Source organism: Pseudoalteromonas maricaloris (assembly GCF_024746855.1).
GTDB lineage: Bacteria > Pseudomonadota > Gammaproteobacteria > Enterobacterales > Alteromonadaceae > Pseudoalteromonas > Pseudoalteromonas maricaloris.
Genome location: NZ_CP024626.1, coordinates 483,913 through 501,030 on the forward strand (window position 1 = coordinate 483,913; position 17,118 = coordinate 501,030).

Sequence of the window (17,118 nt, forward strand, 5' to 3'; positions counted from 1 at the left end):
CATGTTGTTATTCAAATGAGTTGAGGATACAACAATGAAATTAACTACACCTATGCTACTGAGCATTGCCTGTTTGAGTGGCTTTTCTGAAGCGTCTGAAGAGGTTTGGGTGACGATGGATGCGAAGTCTAGTCAGCATTTCCAAGTCCATAATTCTATTCGCGGTACTCACTTCGAACAGCTTTCTTTACCAAACAGCGAAGTCAAAGCGTTAAAAGTACCTGCAAACTTACATTCACACCTTAGTGCATTTATGCACGACGAATATCACCGCTGTGGTGGTTTTGTCGCCCATGACTCCTTAGAGCAGGCGCAAAGCTATCTTGCACAGTTAGAAAGCATAAACCCAAGTGCGACGCTGGTTAACTACAGCATTGATAACCCCACACGGGTTAACAGCTTAATCTCAAAAGTCAGTACAGTGAACTTGGACAGCAGCGTCAACTCGCTAACTAGTTTTTATAACCGCTATTATACCTCGCAAACAGGCATTGATGCAGCTGCATGGGTCAAGCAAACATGGAGTGATATTGCAGCAAGTCGCTCAGATATTAGTGTTGAATATTTTAACCATTCTTGGGCTCAGCCTTCAGTGATTGTCACCATTCCTGGTAGTGAACTGAGCGATGAAATCGTTATTATCGGCGGACACCTTGATTCAATTAACCAATCTAACTCGAGTGGGCTTGCGCCGGGGGCGGATGATAATGCCTCTGGGATAGCTGTGCTTACCGAAGCGCTAAGCGCTATTGTTGAAGATGGTTATCAGCCTCAGCGGACAATCCAAATCATGGGCTTTGCGGCAGAAGAAGTTGGGCTTCGAGGTTCTAAAGCTATCGCGCAGTCGTACAGCTCTCAGGGAAAAAACGTAGTCGGTATGACACAATTTGATATGACTGGCCGCAATGGTAGTAGTGCGGATATTGTGATGATGACAGACTATACAAACAGCGCACAGAATCAGTTCTTAGGCCAATTAATTGAAACTTATTTGCCAAACCTAAGCTATGCCTTCGACCAATGCGGTTATGGTTGCTCCGATCATGCATCTTGGTATCAACAAGGGTTCCCAGCTTCTATGCCATTTGAATCAAGAATGTCAGAGATCAACAGAAAAATTCATACCACCAACGATACTGAATTTGATTCAACACATGCACAAAAATTTGCAAAACTCGCGCTGGCATTTGTTGCTGAGCTCGGTAAAAATGCGGGTGATACACCTCCGCCACAGCCAAACAATGAGCTTGAAAATGGCGTGGCTAAAACGGGCATTTCTGGCGCTTCTAAAAGCCAACAGTTTTTCACCATGGAAGTACCACAAGGTGCGACTAACTTAAGTTTTACCACGTCAGGTGGCACTGGTGACGCCGATCTCTACGTTCGCTATGGCTCCAAACCTACTTTGGATACTCATGACTGCAAGAGCACTAACTCGTCTAGTAACGAGCAATGCAATATTTCCGCTGTGCAAACTGGTACGTATTACGTGATGGTAGAGGCATGGAACGCGATTTCGGGAGTCAGTTTGGTAGGACAATACGATACCTCAAGTGGCAATACGCCTATTGACGAAACTATCAATAATATTTCTGTCGCCAGCGGACAGTGGCAGTATTTTAGTCAAGCACTAGCTGCGGGATATCAAACCCTGACAATTACGACGTCGGGAGGCACGGGAGATGCGGATCTTTATGTTAATTTTGGCACGCAACCAAATACCAGTACCTACCAATGTCGGCCATACAAAAATGGCAATAATGAGGTATGTACAATCTCCAATCCTCAGGCAGGCACTTGGCATATCGGCCTGCAAGGTTACCAAGCAGCGAGCAATGTAACATTAAATATTAGCGCGAATTAATACGCGTTTAAAATTAAGACCAGAGATAAAACCTTGTTTATCTCTGGTCTTGGCGCTTAGTGATACATTGATTTAAAGAGATTTGATTTAATTGATATTCTGCTTCTGATAGACTCAAAGAGTTCAATTAGGAGTTGCGTGTGTCACATAAGTTCTCAGTTAAGATATTAATTTATCTTTTATTATTATTTTGTGGGCTGTGGGCAAGCTACTTGTTCAATGTGGCACAGGATGAGGAAAATGTCCTTGGTCAGACTAAAACCAATCTAGAAAAGCTCAATAGTTATATCCAGACTGAATTTACTCGTTATCAAGCTATCCAAACGCAATTGAGCTTAAGCAATTTGGTGCAATCAGGCTTACAGCAAGCAACCGCTATAAACTCCAATGAACTGGACAGATATCTACAGGACATTCAAATATCCAGTGGTGCGTCAGACGTTTACCTGCTAGACCTCAGTGGAACTGTGATTGCGAGTAGCAACTGGTATTTGCCGCATAGCTATAAAGGCAGCAATTTTGCCTTTCGCCCCTATTTTTACGAAACAATCGAGGGCAATGAGCATGTCTCTTTTGCGCTCGGTTTACGTTCCAAAACCCGTGGCTTCTATTTTGCTAAGTCTGTCTACAAAGACGGCTCGCTTGTGGGCGTGGTGGTGATGAAGGTTAACGCCAGTAAATTTGAATCAGATAAAGCCCAGCTTGATACGGGAACGGATAGCCATTTCTTAATCGTGGACGATAATCATATTGTACTGGCATCTGATGTTGAGCAGTGGCGGTTAGCCTCGTTAGGGGAACTGTCCCCAACAAAGCGCAAAGAAATTGAATCCTCAAGGCAGTTTGAAAACGAATCTTTGTTTCCGATTGATTGGCGCGTGCTTTCACCAACCAGAGTGAAAACTTCATCACATGGCAGCGATGCGCTGATGCAAAAGAGGCCGCTTAACAAGCAATACACGCTTTATTTGCTACATGAAGTTGCGCCTATCAAAGCGGCACAGTGGCCGCGGCTTGGGGTAACCGCACTGGTATTGATTTTACTCTTTGTTGTTGTTGAGTACACATTGAGTAAACTGACAGGATACAGACAACTGCTTTTCAGCCAGCGGAGTCTCGAGGCTGAGGTTGCCAGCCGTAAGCAAGCGCTCGAGCAGGCGCAAGATGCACTGATTCGCGCTGCCAAGTTGGCAACCATAGGGCAGCTCAGCGCCAGCATTAATCATGAAATCAATCAACCGCTTAGTGCCATGAGTGCGTATGTTGCCAGCGCCAAACGACTGGCTCAAAAGGGAGACGTGAGCAAAGTAGTCGAAAACATGGTCCTGATCCAATCTTTGATCACTCGAGTGCATAAAATTGTGGCGCAGCTAAAATCATTTAGTCAGCATCATGATAATAAAATGCTGGTGGCCAACCTTAAACACTCAGTAGATAACGCCTTAGTTATAGTTGGGCCTGAACTCAAACGCTACGGTGTAGCAATTCAAAGTGATGGGCTTGCGTGCAATATCTGGGTCGATCCATTTAAGTTTGAGCAAGTACTGGTGAATATTATTAGCAATGCATGCCAAGCCATTGTTGAGCAAGATAATAAATGTATTTATATTCGCGCTGTGGAGCATGAAGGCAAGATCCAGCTGTCTATTATTGACTCGGGCGAAGGGATAAAACAGCACGCTTTATCTAACATATTTGAACCGTTTTACACCACTAAGTCAGGTAATGGCTTGGGCTTAGGGTTATCCATTTCAAAGCAGATCATTGAATCGTTTCATGGCAAACTCAGTGCCCATAATCATCCGCAAGGTGGTGCCGAGTTTTTAATTAGTTTACACACAAAGAATCCGCAACATGACTGAAGAGAAAACACTATTAATCATTGATGATGAACAAAGTATACGAGATGCACTAAAGCAACTATTTGAAATAGAAGGGTACTCAGTGCAGTGTTTTTCCAGTGCAATGCCTGCATTAAAAAAGCTTTCTCGTCAGTTTAGCGGTGTTGTGCTTTGTGATATCAATATGCCCGAGGTCAATGGCATTCAATTTTTAGAGCAGGTAATGCAGTTTGATTCTGAGTTACCTGTGGTATTTCTAACCGGCTTTGCGGATGTTGAAGTGGCGGTAAAAGCCATCCAAAAAGGAGCTTACGACTTTTTTGAAAAGCCAGTGTCAGAGCCGCTACTTGACTGTATAGAAAGGGCGCTTGATAAACGCCGGTTGGTGATGGAAAACCGAGAGCTAAAAGCGCAAGTTAAGAAAAAGTCTGCGCCGGGCGTGCGGATCTTAGGTGAGACAAAACAGATGCAGCAAATGCTGCATTTGCTTGATGCTGTGATTGATACCCCAGCTGACGTATTGATTGAAGGTGAAACCGGTACAGGAAAGGAATTGGTGGCACGATACTTACACGACCATAGCGAGCGCTCAAACCATAACTTCGTCGCTATCAATTGCGGTGCAATTCCTGAAGAGCTGATTGAAAGTGAATTATTTGGTGCCAAAAGTGGTGCATTTACGGGTGCTAAAGAGTCTCGCGAGGGAAAATTTTCTTTTGCCCAAGGCGGCACGGTTTTTTTGGATGAAATCGAAGCCATGTCTGCGGCTTTACAAGTGAAGCTGCTGCGCGTTTTAGAAGAAAGAAGTGTGACGCCTGTGGGTAGCAACACTGCGATAGCACTGGACATTAGAGTGGTTGCGGCGACAAAAGTGGATTTACAAACCTTAGTCGCGCAAGGTAAATTCCGCTCGGATTTATTTTATCGACTTAATCTCGTCAAAGTGATGATCCCATCACTTCGTTCCAGAAAAGCTGATATTCCGCTGCTATATAAACACTTTAGCTCCATTGCTGCTACTCGCTTTCATAAACCTATGCAGCCAATTAGCCCTGAATTAGAGGCGCAGCTACTGGCACAAGACTGGCCAGGGAACGTGCGAGAGCTGAGAAACCACGCCGAGCGCCATATTTTACTCGGTGGTGCGATGACTGCGAGTAACAACATGCAAAGCAATTTGTCTGATGAAACGTTGAGTTTGGCAGAGAAGGTGAGCTACTACGAGCAATCGTTAATTGAAGAAGCGCTGGCACAAAGCCAAGGTAGCATAAAAGATGCGATGAATTTATTAAAAGTGCCGAGAAAAACCTTGTACGACAAGATGAGCAAGTATGGTTTAAATCGCACTATGTTCACCAATGATGATGGGTGAATTTAGTGACACATTATAGATTTAAGTGTGTGGAAATCCGCACATTTTAGCTGGTGTTAATCTTAGATTTATATTTATCCATATGATTTATATTAAAAAATAAACTCTGGTCTCAGAATTGCGTTGTCTTAAGCGACAATAATCAAAAAATGAGACAAGTTATGACAGCAAGTAAATCTTTAGTGGCGTTGGCAGTTGCCAGTGCAATGTTATCAGCCTCTGCGTTAGCCGCAGACTACAGCATTTATGGTAAAGCAGAAGTTCAAATTGCTAACACAGACAAAGGTGTGATGCGTTATACCAAAGAGGGCACACAAATTGACGCACCATTTTCAAGAATTGGTGTAAAAGGCACTCACGGCTTATCAAGCGATCTAAAACTCGTCTACAAATATGAAGTACAAGTTAAAGGTTTTGAACACGACGATACCACCGAGCCATTTTCAGCAAGAAACACCTATGTTGGCCTTGAAGGTAAATTTGGTACGGTTTTAGTGGGCAGAAACGACACGCGTTTTAAGTTTAGTGAAGGGAAAATCGATCAATTTAACGAAACCCAAAGTGATATTGCCCAAGTGCTAGCAGGCCAAGACAGAGTTGGTGATTCAATTACCTATTCTTCACCTAAATGGAACGACTTTTCTTTTTCTCTGACCTACACACCGAAAGACGACGCGAGCAACGACGAAACTGGGTTTGCAGCTACCGCAATTTATGGTGACCGAGCATTAAAAAATAAAGATTACTATGTTGCTCTGAGTCATACCGACAGTATTGGTAATTTGGTTGCTACGCGTATCGCGTTGGCTTACAAGTGGCAAAAGCTACAACTTGGTGCCATCATCCAAGACAGTGAAAATCTAGCGAAAGACAAATCAGGTAATGGCTATGTGCTAAGCGCAAGTTACCAACTCGACGATAATTGGCGTCCGAAGCTACAGTTTGCCAAAGACTCAAGCGGATTACGCCACAGTGAAGATGCGACTCAGTGGACGCTAGGTACAGACTATATTTTTGATAAACAAACTAACTTGTATGTAATGGCAACGCAGCTCGACCTTGAAACACAAGACGATACTAGCATCGCTGTTGGTTTAAAATATAAGTTTTAAAGGTTCAAGATAATGACAGAAGAGAATAAAAAAACGATAAAAACGCAGCTGTTTCTGTGGCTTGGTCCCTTGGTAATGTTACTGATCTGTTTGGTTGAACCACCATCTGGCATGTCGGTTGAGGCATGGAGAACCGCAGGCCTAGCGTTTTGGCTAGCCTCTTGGTGGATAACCGAAGCTGTGCCTATTCCAGCGGCTTCGTTATTACCTTTGGTTATTTCGCCTTTAGTCGGGATTGCATCTATTAAAGCAGTCGCTGCACCGTTTGCGCATCCTTTGATTTATCTATTTCTGGGTGGATTTTTGCTCTCAATCGCCATGGAAAGGTGGGGGCTGCATAAACGCATCGCGCTGAATACCATGTTGTTCGCAGGCACTAAACCGAGTATACAGATCTTAGCGATGATGGGCGTGACAGCATTTTTATCTATGTGGATGTCAAACACGGCAACGGCAGTAATGATGTTACCGATTGCACTTTCGGTTATTCACTTGGTAAAAGAGCAGGGTGGAGATAGCCAAAGCTTTGCTAAAGCGCTATTACTTTCTATCGCTTATGGAGCCAGCATTGGAGGTATTGCAACTTTAATTGGCACGCCACCAAATGCGTTAATGGCTGCATACTTATCCGACAGTTATCAAATTGAGATTGGTTTTGCCACTTGGATGATGATTGGTGTGCCTTTGTCTTTGGTGATGCTGGCATTTGCTTGGTTCTGGTTGACCAAAGTGACGTACAAGGTCGATAAAGAAGAAATTAATGTTGATACTAAGTCGTTATTTACTTCCCAATTAAAAGCACTCGGTGAAATGTCTCGTGCGGAGAAAGGGGTTTTTGCGGTATTTATTTTAGCGGCAGTATGCTGGATCTTTAGACCGCTAATTGGCGATGTTACGGGTCTTAAATTGTCAGATACTGGCATTGCAATTGCCGCTGCACTGTTACTATTTGTTCTTCCAGCCAAGTCGGGAAGTGACGAACGTATTTTAGATTGGGAAAGCGCAGCTAAGGTGCCTTGGGGGATCTTACTTCTATTTGGCGGCGGTTTATCGCTCGCGGCACAGATCAAATCTTCAGGACTTGCCGATTACATCGCTAACTTACTTGCGGGGGCGGATGCCATGGGTTTAGTGCTTGGAGTACTAGTTGTTGCTGCGCTTATTACGTTCTTAACGGAAATTACCAGCAATACCGCAACGGCTGCAGGCTTTTTACCTTTACTTGGTCCTGTCGCTGAATCAATCACGGGTTCTCCTTTAGCTTGGGTTATTCCTGCTGCAATCGCGGCCAGTTGCGCCTTTATGATGCCTGTTGCAACACCACCAAATGCCATCGTATTTGGCTCGGGTGAGATTAAAATTAAAGACATGATCCGAGCAGGGTTTGTTTTGAACTTAGTCGCGATAGGGTTAATTACAATTGTTACCTTGACTTTGGCAAGGAGCATACTAGGGTTTTAAAGTTGCCATTCTCCACAGGCTGTGTCCATCGAAAGGCAACTCGGTCATACGCAGCCTGCCTCAATAGTAATACCTAGTTTTTTGAAGATAGACCCGTTGTTTTTTCCTTGCTATATTCAAATTAGACATTAGCAGGACCTGATAATGATTGAAGATAATACCAGCACCCTCATAGCTACGTTTACTCAGTTAAAAAGTCGCTTTAACCAAGAATCTTACCCCGCGCTTGAAAAGCGTTTACGTCTATTAACTGAAATAAAATCACGTATGTTGCAGCGGCAAGATCAATTAGTTGAGGCGGCAAATCAGGATTTTGGTACTCGGAGTCGATTCGATACCGTGATTGCAGACATCATGCCTTGCATCAATTCAATTGATTATATCGCGAAGCACCTGCGCAAATGGAGCAAAGTGCAGCATCGTTCACCCGGTGCGCAGTGGCTACCGTCTAAGGCAAAAATTGAGATTGTGCCAAAAGGAGTCGTGGGCGTGATAGCCCCATGGAATTATCCTATTCAGCTAGCGATTGTTCCCGTGATTACCGCCCTCGCCGCTGGAAACAAAGTCATGCTCAAGTTGAGCGAGTTCACTCCCAAGGTGAATGCGGTGATAAGAGCCATTTTTAAAGGATTGGACAATGAAGTGTGCGTCATTGAAGGTGGACCTGATATTGCCGCGACTTTTACTGAGCAGCCATTTGATCACTTGCTATTTACAGGTTCAACAGCAGTTGGCAAAAAGGTGATGGCGGCTGCGGCTAAAAATCTCACACCGGTAACCTTAGAGTTAGGGGGGAAGTCACCTGTTATAGTACTTGATGACGCTGATATCAGCGCCGCTGCGATGAGCGTGTTAATGGGTAAGCTCTCTAATTCAGGTCAAATCTGTGTTGCACCAGATTATGTGTTAGTGCACGAAGAAAAATACGACGCATTTATTGCTGAGCTGAAACAGCACTACGAAAAAACATATAAAACAAAAGTAGGTGTAAAAAACCAAACTTCAATTATTAACGACAGACAGTTTCAGCGCTTAAACGACATTATTATTGATGCCAAAAGTAAAGGTGCGAGTGTATGGCAAGCTGAGCCAGCACGCGACAATCGTCAGCTACCTCTGCATATCATCACTCAGGTCAACAAAAGCATGAGGGTGATGCAAGAGGAGTTATTTGGAACGATTTTGCCCATCCTAAAAATATCCAACGTAAATGATGCGATTAGCTATATTAGGGAGGACACCACACCACTTGCGAGTTATTTATTTACACAGTCTCAGGTTGCCATGAATAAAGTGTCAAAGGAGCTCGCAACGGGGACTCTAGCGATCAACGAAACCATAGTGCACGTGGTTGTTGAGTCTTTACCCTTTGGTGGCCTAGGTCACTCTGGTATGGGTCAATATCATGGCGAAGAGGGCTTTTATACCTTTAGCCATAAAAAGCCCATTCTCCAATCCAATAATACTAAATGGCGTAATAAAATGCTGCTTAGCCATTCGAAGCTGCTTACAAAGCCTTTAGAGTGGCTCTTTTTGAGGAAAAAGTAGCGTTAATGTGTTGAGCAAAGCGCCATTACATATTGAGATCCAATATACTTAAAGATAAGACTTAGCTTGAAATATCAGTGGTTATTTTTATGGGACTTCACTATATCAGCAGATAAAAAAGCTGATGCTAGAGAGAGTGCTGGCTCAGCCCAATATTCAGGCTAACACGATACAGGATTACAGTTTCAGTCAGGAAGGAGTTCACATGAATACTAAGGTTAAGTTCACAGCTGGTCGTAATATCGCCATGAAGCTGCCGCCTCATCAGTACGAGGCAACTCTTCAGTTTTACCGCGATGTCATCGGCCTTAAAGAAATAACAGAGCATGCTCCATCAGTTGGTTTTGAGTTTGGCTCCAATAATCTCTGGCTCGACCGCGTGCCAGGTATCAGCCAAGCCGAAACATGGCTCGAGATTGTTACCAATGATATTGCGGCAGCGTCAGAGCACCTCAAAGCTGCTGGCGTCGTACGCTGTGATGAAATCGAGCCGTTACCTGAAGGATTTCAGGCATTCTGGGTGTCAAGCCCTGCATCGATTATCCACCTTGTTTGCAAAGACTCGGAGTCATGGCGGTAGTAACACCTAACACGTGTGAATTTTCACTGTTCAAACCAGCAAATCAATTTTAATTTGAGAGCAGAGATCCTCATCTAACGTTGGAAGATTGATTGAAGTCGGCAGCAATGCAGAATCATAGTTAAAAAGTGATTGAAATTAAAGCGGTTAATGACGAGCAGACACAAAACTCGGGCAATTAATGTTCATTGTTTTCGCTATTTAACTCCTCACTGTCTTGCTGGGCTGCGATTTTTTCACGCTCTGCTTTTGAGATGTAGCGCGGTTTGTTGCTTTTGTGGAGTTTAGCATTAGCACGCTTGTCTTTTTTCTTTAAGGTTTCGTAAATTTTCTTTTTGCGGTTCATTTTCACAGCTCATTATGGATGAAGTGCTAGTTTACCTTAGTGTTAGCGAGTTCAACAATGTAAAAAGATTGCCGCAGTTAACAATGAGCATGACTGTTACCTAGGTGTGACGATACTGACCCAATCTTAATAAGGAAAAATAATAAAGGCCTCGCAGGAGACCTCTATTGTTTAACACTTTTCTTAATCTAAGCTTAGATTATTTAGTACGTGTTTCTGCTACGTATTTACCGGCTTGAATTCGCTCGTAAATACTATTAGCGAGTTCTTTTGCTTGTTCGATTTGTGAAGGAGAAAGCTGTTTCTCGTCGAGCACTCGGCTCTTTGTGGCTTCAGCATAACCATTAAACTCCGCTAACGTATTCCATACGTACGAGCGTTCAATACTTTTCTCGACTCCTAAGCCCTGAAAATACATGAGTGCTAAATTAAACATGGCTAAGGTGTAGTTGTTTGCGGCGGCTTTTTCATACCAGTTAAGTGCGTGGCGGTAACTTTGTGGTACACCGTCACCGTTTGCATACATCAGCGCTACGTTAAATTGCGCAGCTGGCATGTTTTTGTTTGCCGCTCTGGTCATTAGCTCAACATATTTAGAGCGGTCCTTTTTAACGCCGCGACCTTCGTCATACATGACTGCTAGCGCAAACATTGCGTCGGCTTCACCAAGTTTAACGGCTTGTTGAAATAACTCTGCCGCTTTACGTGGATTTTTGACGACACCATAGCCGCCTTCATACATTACACCGAGTTGATAAATGCCCGGGGCGTAGTTCATTTCAGCTAAATAATTGAATTCTTGTAGTGCTTCTTCGAACCTGCCAGCATTGAGTGCATCTATGCCTTCTTCCAATCCAGCTGTTGCCAAAGGTGCTTGGCTTAATAGTGCAATGGCGATACATGCTTTCGAAATCCTGCCTAACATCATAGACCTCCTTAAGGTAGCTATGCTAACTATGTTGTTATTTATTCTAATGCCAGAAACACAGATTTACAAAATACAAATCTAAAATGGCAGATACTGCGTTAATATAAGGTAATAAAAACAAAAATTGAGGCAATGGGATGAAGAAATTAATAGCACTGGCGCTATGTTTACTGTGTTTGGCTGGATGTAGTCAAAGATTGGCCTATAACAACTTAGGATGGCTAGCGAGTTATTATATTTCCGATTATGTTGAGCTGACGGATGAGCAAGAGGAAAAGCTGGAGGCTGATGTAGAATCTTTGGTTGCGTGGCATCGACAGTCAGAGCTACCAAAATACAAATCTCATATCCAATCACTGTTGAAGCACTGGCAAACCATGACAGAGAGTGACATGGTGCATATGGTGTATACCACACGAAACTATTGGTATTCCGTCGTTGAAGCCGTATATCCCAAGTTAGAAACACACCTAAATTCGCTTAACCGTGAACAGCGAGAAATGCTGATAGCCAACATAGAAAAAGAAATGTTGGATGATGACTGGGAGGAAGGAGACCAATTTAACCGCTATGAGCGTTGGCTTGGTGATTTGAGTGATAAACAAAAGGAGCTTATTAACGAATATTATGAGCAAGGCGAGTTTGCGCGTCAGGTTTGGCGTGCACATGAACAAAGGCGATTTAGCCAGTTTAAACAAGCTATGTTACTGAGCGGCACTGAGCAAGTTTCACGTGAGCTGTTGCAGCAAGCGATAGTGACTACGCCCACAGCGCTGCCTGAGCGCATCCTAGATATTCAAGCAAGGCGAATAAAAGAGTATGCAAGTCTCGCAGTTAAACTTAAAGACACCATGAGCGACAAACAAAAGAAGCACTTTAAAGAAGAGCTCGAAGAATTACTTGAGCTCTTGGAATCCTTGTAAAGGGGCTCAGCCAAGTAGCTTAATTCTGGTTGGTTTGTTTGGTTTAGCATACTCCAAACGATTAATACGTTTGGTGCTGTGGTAACCATCTAAACTGGAAATTGCAATACTATCGAGTGCCTCGATATCAATATAGCCGTCTTCGAGCAAAGCACTTTCTTCAACGTGAAGCGTCTCAATTTCGCCTATTACCAGCTCGGTATCGTTGAGCTTGATGGTTTGGTGATCTTTGAGTGTAAGTCCGTATTTTAGTCTGCTTTCCTTGACGAAAGGAGCTGGAAAAGCATGTAAATACTCGGCGGTTAACCCTGTTTCCTCAAATTCTGATTGGTGCTTTTCATATCTGGCTGAGGTTTGATGGGCTGCCATATAAATTTGAACATTGACTTGATTAATGGTGTATTTTTCAGTCGCTAAGATGTTTTCCAGTGTGTGTCTAGGTACGCTATGAGGCCTAAAAATCACACCTACGAGTGCCGGGTTGGCACCGAGGTGGAAAACGGAGCTGACGATAGACAAGTTTTCTTGACCTGTTTCATCAACTGTTCCAATTAAGTTAGCGCTTTTGAAACCCGACAGTGAATTTATCATCAATGCGCGATAACGCTCGTCTAAGGTTTTAATATCGTCACTTGAGAAGTATTTCATGATGTGTTCACCATTCTATTAATTTATTTTGCCAGTCAACATAGCTCACCGTGCCATCTGGGTGGCTATTTGCGATGATGCCGCTAAGTTGATGTGCCACAAATTCCGGCGTAAAAAGTTTTTCATCCGGGACATTGGCTTGAAAGGGTTTTGAAAGTGGCGTGTCAGTCGTGCCTGGATGGAACAAAATGAGCTTAATATTTTTTGCCCGACGCGCAAGCTCGACAGCCGCGGATTTAAACATCATATTAAGTGCAGCCTTTGAACTGCGATAGCTGTACCAGCCGCCCATCCGGTTGTCACTGATACTTCCAATCCGAGCAGAGAGAGCCGTAACTACGCATGGCTGCTTACCTTTTAAGGCTGGCAGTAAAGCTTGCAACCAAAGCATGGGGATCATGGTATTGATATTAAACAGCGCCATGCTGTATTTAAGATCAATGTCCTCAAGCTTTTTCTCTGGGAATGCATCAAACTCGTCATGGAGTATGCCATTAAAAATGGTGACGCTTTTAATCGTTAACTCTTGCTCGAGAATACGGCTCGCAACTTGTTGAATTTGTTCTTTAGAATAATCACACTGAAAATGCAGGTTATTGGCATGTAGAGCCGTTTTAGCTTGCCTAGACACCGTGATGATTTTTACGTCGGGGTTTTGTTCGGTTTGCGCTTGTATAAAGGCATCAGCGATCGCTGAACTTGCACCAATCACTATGATGGCGACGTTAGTCACGATTGCAATCTCCACTATTTTGTATACTGCACTGATTTGGGGCCATAAGTTTAGAAATTTTCATTCTGTGCCTTGCAAAAAACAAGTAAACGCCGTCTGCAATTGTTCGGATGATGGGTAATCTCAGTAATTTTATCCAGCGATGTTTGCCAACTTGACCCCAAGCCGCTGCGGTAACATCTAGTCCTACAATGAGTTTGCCTTGGCTATCATAACCGTGGAGTTTAGCCATAGCCGCTTCATGCTCTATCTCAGGAAACTCGGTAGAGAAGCGGTTATCGTGAATGTTCACTAAATCAATTTTATTGTGTTGATCGAAACGTTTAAGTTCATTCATTTCCCCTACACACAGCGGACAGTTACCATCGTAAAATACAATCATTCGTTCACTCGAATAATACTTATCTTTGTCATGTTATTACGTTAACGTCTTGAAAATAGATCGTTCGCAAATCAATTTATTCTCGGTATAGTGGAGTTCGAGTATCTTTTCATCAAGGAGATTGTATGACTGAGCAATACGCAAGCCTACGTAGTAATGTGAGCCTTTTGGGGCAAATGTTGGGGCAAATTATTCAACAAGCGCAGGGTCAAGAGACGCTAGACAAAGTTGAAGAAATTAGACACCTAGCAAAATCCTCGCGGAGCGGTAATGATTCAGATAGGCAAGCGCTGATTGACACCTTACGTAGCCTAAGCGATGAAGCGCTACTTCCCGTTGCTCGCTCATTTAATCATTTCTTAAACCTGGCGAATGTCGCAGAACAATTCCACACCATTTCAAAATCAGGTTCTCCAGACGGCGTGATGATCGAAGTCGATAAGGCGCTTGATGAATTGCAAAGTAAAGTCGATGCTGGCGCGCTGACACTCAATGAAGTTGCAGATGTAATAAGCAAACTAAAAATCGATTTGGTGCTAACCGCTCACCCGACGGAAGTAACACGCAGAACCATCATCAATAAACACGTTGAGCTGAGCGAATGTTTAAAAGTGCTTGAGGTGACCTCAGGTGAGGATCCTGTCTACGATGAGGTCATTGACCGCATTGAGCAGTTGATCTCACAAGCGTGGCACACAAGCGATATTAGAGAAAAGCGACCTACGCCACTGGATGAAGCAAAGTGGGGGTTCGCGGTTATCGAAAATAGTCTTTGGGAAGCCGTGCCTAAGTTTGTTCGGTATTTCAATGCCCAAGTGAAAACGCGATTAAACTTACAACTACCCGCCAACTTTAGTCCTATCCAGCTGACTTCTTGGATGGGTGGCGACAGAGACGGCAACCCGTTTGTTACTTCCCATGTGACGCAATCTGTGCTTGATCACGGCCGCTGGATGGCGCTTGACTTATATCGTCGCGATCTAGAAATCTTAGGCGCAGAGCTTTCGATGAGCAATGCATCCGCAAGCTTTATAGCGCGAGCGGACGGCAGTAATGAACCTTATCGTCATGTGCTAAAGCAAGTACGTGCTGAGGTAGAAGAAACCATTGCAGCATTGGAATATAAAATCAAAGGCACGCCTTCTCATTATCAGGACAAGATTAAACAGGTCTCACAGATAAGAGAGCCACTAGAGGCGTGTTATCGCTCGTTGGTTGATTGTCGCATGGCTAATATTGCCGATGGTTTATTGTTGGATGTATTAAGACGAATTGACTGCTTTGGCGTGTCTTTATGTAAGTTAGATATTCGTCAAGATTCCGCCAGACATACCGAAGTGTTTTCTGAATTAACACGCTATTTGGGTCTTGGCGATTATGCCCAGTGGCAAGAAGCAGACAAGCAAGCTTTCTTATTAACCGAACTAAGCTCGAGACGACCGTTACTGCCGCGTCATTGGCAACCTTCGTCCAATGTTCAAGAGGTGCTAGAGACATTTGCAACGATTGCGGATCAAGACCAAAATGCACTTGGCATCTACATTATCTCAATGGCGCAAAGTGCCTCAGATATTCTCGCCGTGCATTTATTACTCCAAGAAAGCGGGTGTAAATTCAACTTACCGGTAGCCCCGCTATTTGAAACGCTGGATGATTTAAATAACGCACAATCAGTGATCAGTGGGTTATTTGAGAACACTTGGTATAAAGGCACGATTGGTGCCAAGCAATATGTCATGATCGGCTATTCCGACTCTGCAAAAGACGCAGGAATGATGGCGGCAGGATGGGCGCAGTATGATGCAATGGAAAAGCTGGTTAACCTTGCTGAAGCGAAGGGCATCGAGCTGGTGCTTTTCCATGGCCGCGGAGGCACGATTGGTCGTGGAGGTGCGCCTGCAGCACAAGCGCTGAGATCTCAGCCTCCTGGGTCGCTAAAAAGTGGCTTGCGAGTAACCGAGCAAGGCGAAATGATCCGCTTTAAATTTGGTTTACCCAAAGTCGCGATGCAAAGTCTATCTATTTATACCAGTGCGATTTTACAAAGTAATTTGTTGCCGCCCCCTCGACCCGAACCGAAATGGGTAGAGGTAATGGAGACGATTAGTGAAGCTTCCTGTAAAAAGTATCGCAGTATTGTTCGAGAGAATCCTGAGTTTGTTCCTTACTTTAGAATGGCAACGCCAGAACAAGAGCTGTCTAAATTACCGCTAGGCTCGAGGCCTTCTAAACGTAATCCAAACGGCGGAGTAGAGAGTTTGAGGGCTATTCCATGGATTTTCGCATGGAGTCAAAATCGCTTGATGTTGCCTGCTTGGCTGGGGGCAAAAGAAGGTCTTGAAGCTGCCGTAGAAACGTTTGGTAAAGACATGCTGCAAGAAATGAGCGCAAAGTGGCCATTTTTTAGAACCCGTTTAGAAATGCTCGAAATGGTATTCTGTAAAGCCGACCTTTGGCTCAGTGAGATGTATGATGCAAGTTTAGTTAGTGACGAGTATATACGCCTAGGGGATGAGTTAAGAGACAACTTGCAACAGGCCATCGAGCTTATTCGCGGCCTTGCGCCAGAGTCATCGTTGTTGTCACAGCAACCTTGGATCAAAGAATCAATTGGGCTGAGAAACCCGTATACCGATCCTCTAAACTTGTTACAAATAGAACTGTTAAAGCGTGTGCGTGAAGAAACCAATCACGATTTGGAACTGGCACTTATGATCACGATGACAGGGATCGCGGCGGGAATGCGCAACACGGGTTAGTGCAACAATTTGAATAATCTATTTTTGTAAAATTTTACATTTATAAGCATAACAGCTACAAAACCAATCCCAATGGATTGGTTTTTTTATTTTGATTGGTTTTTTATTAGTATATTTATTGACAGTAATTCTCATTGATTTAAAATGCGCGGCTGGTTTAACCAGTCGTTTTATTTGTTTTATTCAAGAATTGTCGGTTGATGGGTCTACGATACATGCACAAAATTTCTACTAGCGTCACATTTGATGAGTGTAATGATCTGATTATGATGAAGATCAGAGGCATTGCGAATGCAAACGATGTGGTCTCGACATACGAGAAAGCCAATCTATATGCAAAAAAGCATAATAGTAGCAAAGTATTAGTGGATGTGAGTGAACTTGAACACCGCTTTGCGGCGATTGATATTGTGAACATAATGCCAAAAGTTGCGCATAATATTGGCAATCTACACATCGCGCGCGTCGTTGGTTTTGAAGGTTATATGCATGACCTTTTTCTACAAAAAATTAAGCGTTTTAATATCAGCGCTGAAAACTTTGAGTGTTTTAAATCTGCAAGAGAATGGTTGAGTCGGCTGTAACTCTTGCGTAAACTATCCTGCCATAGATAAACATGAC

At 43.6% G+C, this 17,118-nt stretch carries 15 protein-coding genes; 10 read left to right on the top strand and 5 right to left on the bottom strand.

All coding sequences use genetic code 11. From position 1 onward, the window contains the following. The first annotated feature begins 34 nt into the window (after positions 1-34). From CTT31_RS19915 to CTT31_RS19945, 7 genes are all read left to right on the top strand, one after another. Positions 35-1,864, top strand: a complete 1,830-nt coding sequence (locus CTT31_RS19915) for a M28 family metallopeptidase (protein WP_260492876.1) — start codon at positions 35-37, stop codon at positions 1,862-1,864. A 140-nt stretch (positions 1,865-2,004) separates the two neighbouring features. Beyond that, positions 2,005-3,726 carry a sensor histidine kinase gene (locus tag CTT31_RS19920; protein WP_260492877.1) on the top strand — a complete coding sequence of 574 codons (1,722 nt, stop codon included), beginning with the start codon at positions 2,005-2,007 and terminating at the stop codon, positions 3,724-3,726. Further along, positions 3,719-5,077, top strand: coding sequence for a sigma-54-dependent transcriptional regulator (locus CTT31_RS19925; RefSeq protein WP_211857164.1), 1,359 nt, complete (start codon positions 3,719-3,721; stop codon positions 5,075-5,077). Before CTT31_RS19920 ends, CTT31_RS19925 begins: the two co-directional genes overlap by 8 nt. 161 nt (positions 5,078-5,238) lie before the next feature. Next, the gene (locus CTT31_RS19930) at positions 5,239-6,189 is read left to right on the top strand and encodes a porin (RefSeq protein ID WP_174169303.1); all 951 of its coding nucleotides are present in this window, start codon (positions 5,239-5,241) and stop codon (positions 6,187-6,189) included. Between the two features lie 12 nt (positions 6,190-6,201). Then, positions 6,202-7,650 (top strand): SLC13 family permease, encoded by a 1,449-nt coding sequence (locus CTT31_RS19935; RefSeq protein WP_010605318.1) that lies wholly within the window; start codon positions 6,202-6,204, stop codon positions 7,648-7,650. 144 nt (positions 7,651-7,794) lie between these two features. Then, complete coding sequence (locus CTT31_RS19940) at positions 7,795-9,198, top strand: coniferyl aldehyde dehydrogenase (protein ID WP_260492878.1); 1,404 nt, start codon at positions 7,795-7,797, stop codon at positions 9,196-9,198. A 205-nt stretch (positions 9,199-9,403) separates the two neighbouring features. Continuing rightward, positions 9,404-9,778 (top strand): VOC family protein, encoded by a 375-nt coding sequence (locus CTT31_RS19945; protein ID WP_260492879.1) that lies wholly within the window; start codon positions 9,404-9,406, stop codon positions 9,776-9,778. Between the two features lie 178 nt (positions 9,779-9,956). Here the strand turns inward: CTT31_RS19945 and CTT31_RS19950 are convergent, their stop codons facing one another. Together CTT31_RS19950 and CTT31_RS19955 are read right to left on the bottom strand one after the other, a co-directional pair. Then, the gene (locus CTT31_RS19950) at positions 9,957-10,124 is read right to left on the bottom strand and encodes a DUF2986 domain-containing protein (protein WP_084204271.1); all 168 of its coding nucleotides are present in this window, start codon (positions 10,122-10,124) and stop codon (positions 9,957-9,959) included. Positions 10,125-10,323: 199 nt separating this feature from the next. Then, complete coding sequence (locus CTT31_RS19955; RefSeq protein WP_045989895.1) at positions 10,324-11,049, bottom strand: tetratricopeptide repeat protein; 726 nt, start codon at positions 11,047-11,049, stop codon at positions 10,324-10,326. Between the two features lie 140 nt (positions 11,050-11,189). Here CTT31_RS19955 and CTT31_RS19960 point away from each other — a divergent pair, with 140 nt between their 5' ends. After that, a complete protein-coding gene (locus CTT31_RS19960) occupies positions 11,190-11,975 on the top strand; it encodes a DUF6279 family lipoprotein (RefSeq protein ID WP_260492880.1) in 786 nt (261 codons plus the stop codon). 6 nt (positions 11,976-11,981) lie between these two features. Here the strand turns inward: CTT31_RS19960 and CTT31_RS19965 are convergent, their stop codons facing one another. The 3 genes from CTT31_RS19965 to CTT31_RS19975 are packed head-to-tail and all read right to left on the bottom strand — an operon-like array spanning position 11,982 to position 13,738. Further along, positions 11,982-12,623 carry a flavin reductase family protein gene (locus tag CTT31_RS19965; RefSeq protein ID WP_039495043.1) on the bottom strand — a complete coding sequence of 214 codons (642 nt, stop codon included), beginning with the start codon at positions 12,621-12,623 and terminating at the stop codon, positions 11,982-11,984. A 7-nt stretch (positions 12,624-12,630) separates the two neighbouring features. After that, entirely contained in the window at positions 12,631-13,356 is a 726-nt protein-coding gene (locus CTT31_RS19970; protein ID WP_211857157.1) for an SDR family NAD(P)-dependent oxidoreductase, read from the bottom strand. After that, complete coding sequence (locus CTT31_RS19975) at positions 13,349-13,738, bottom strand: thiol-disulfide oxidoreductase DCC family protein (RefSeq protein WP_211857155.1); 390 nt, start codon at positions 13,736-13,738, stop codon at positions 13,349-13,351. The genes CTT31_RS19970 and CTT31_RS19975 overlap by 8 nt, the downstream gene beginning before the upstream one ends. Before the next feature lie 125 nt (positions 13,739-13,863). Between CTT31_RS19975 and ppc the strand changes: the two genes are divergently transcribed. Together ppc and CTT31_RS19985 are read left to right on the top strand one after the other, a co-directional pair. Beyond that, on the top strand, positions 13,864-16,497 hold the full coding sequence (ppc, locus tag CTT31_RS19980; protein ID WP_260492881.1) for a phosphoenolpyruvate carboxylase: 2,634 nt from the start codon (positions 13,864-13,866) through the stop codon (positions 16,495-16,497). Positions 16,498-16,763: 266 nt separating this feature from the next. Next, on the top strand, positions 16,764-17,081 hold the full coding sequence (locus CTT31_RS19985; RefSeq protein ID WP_223193523.1) for a hypothetical protein: 318 nt from the start codon (positions 16,764-16,766) through the stop codon (positions 17,079-17,081). Positions 17,082-17,118 lie beyond the last annotated feature (37 nt).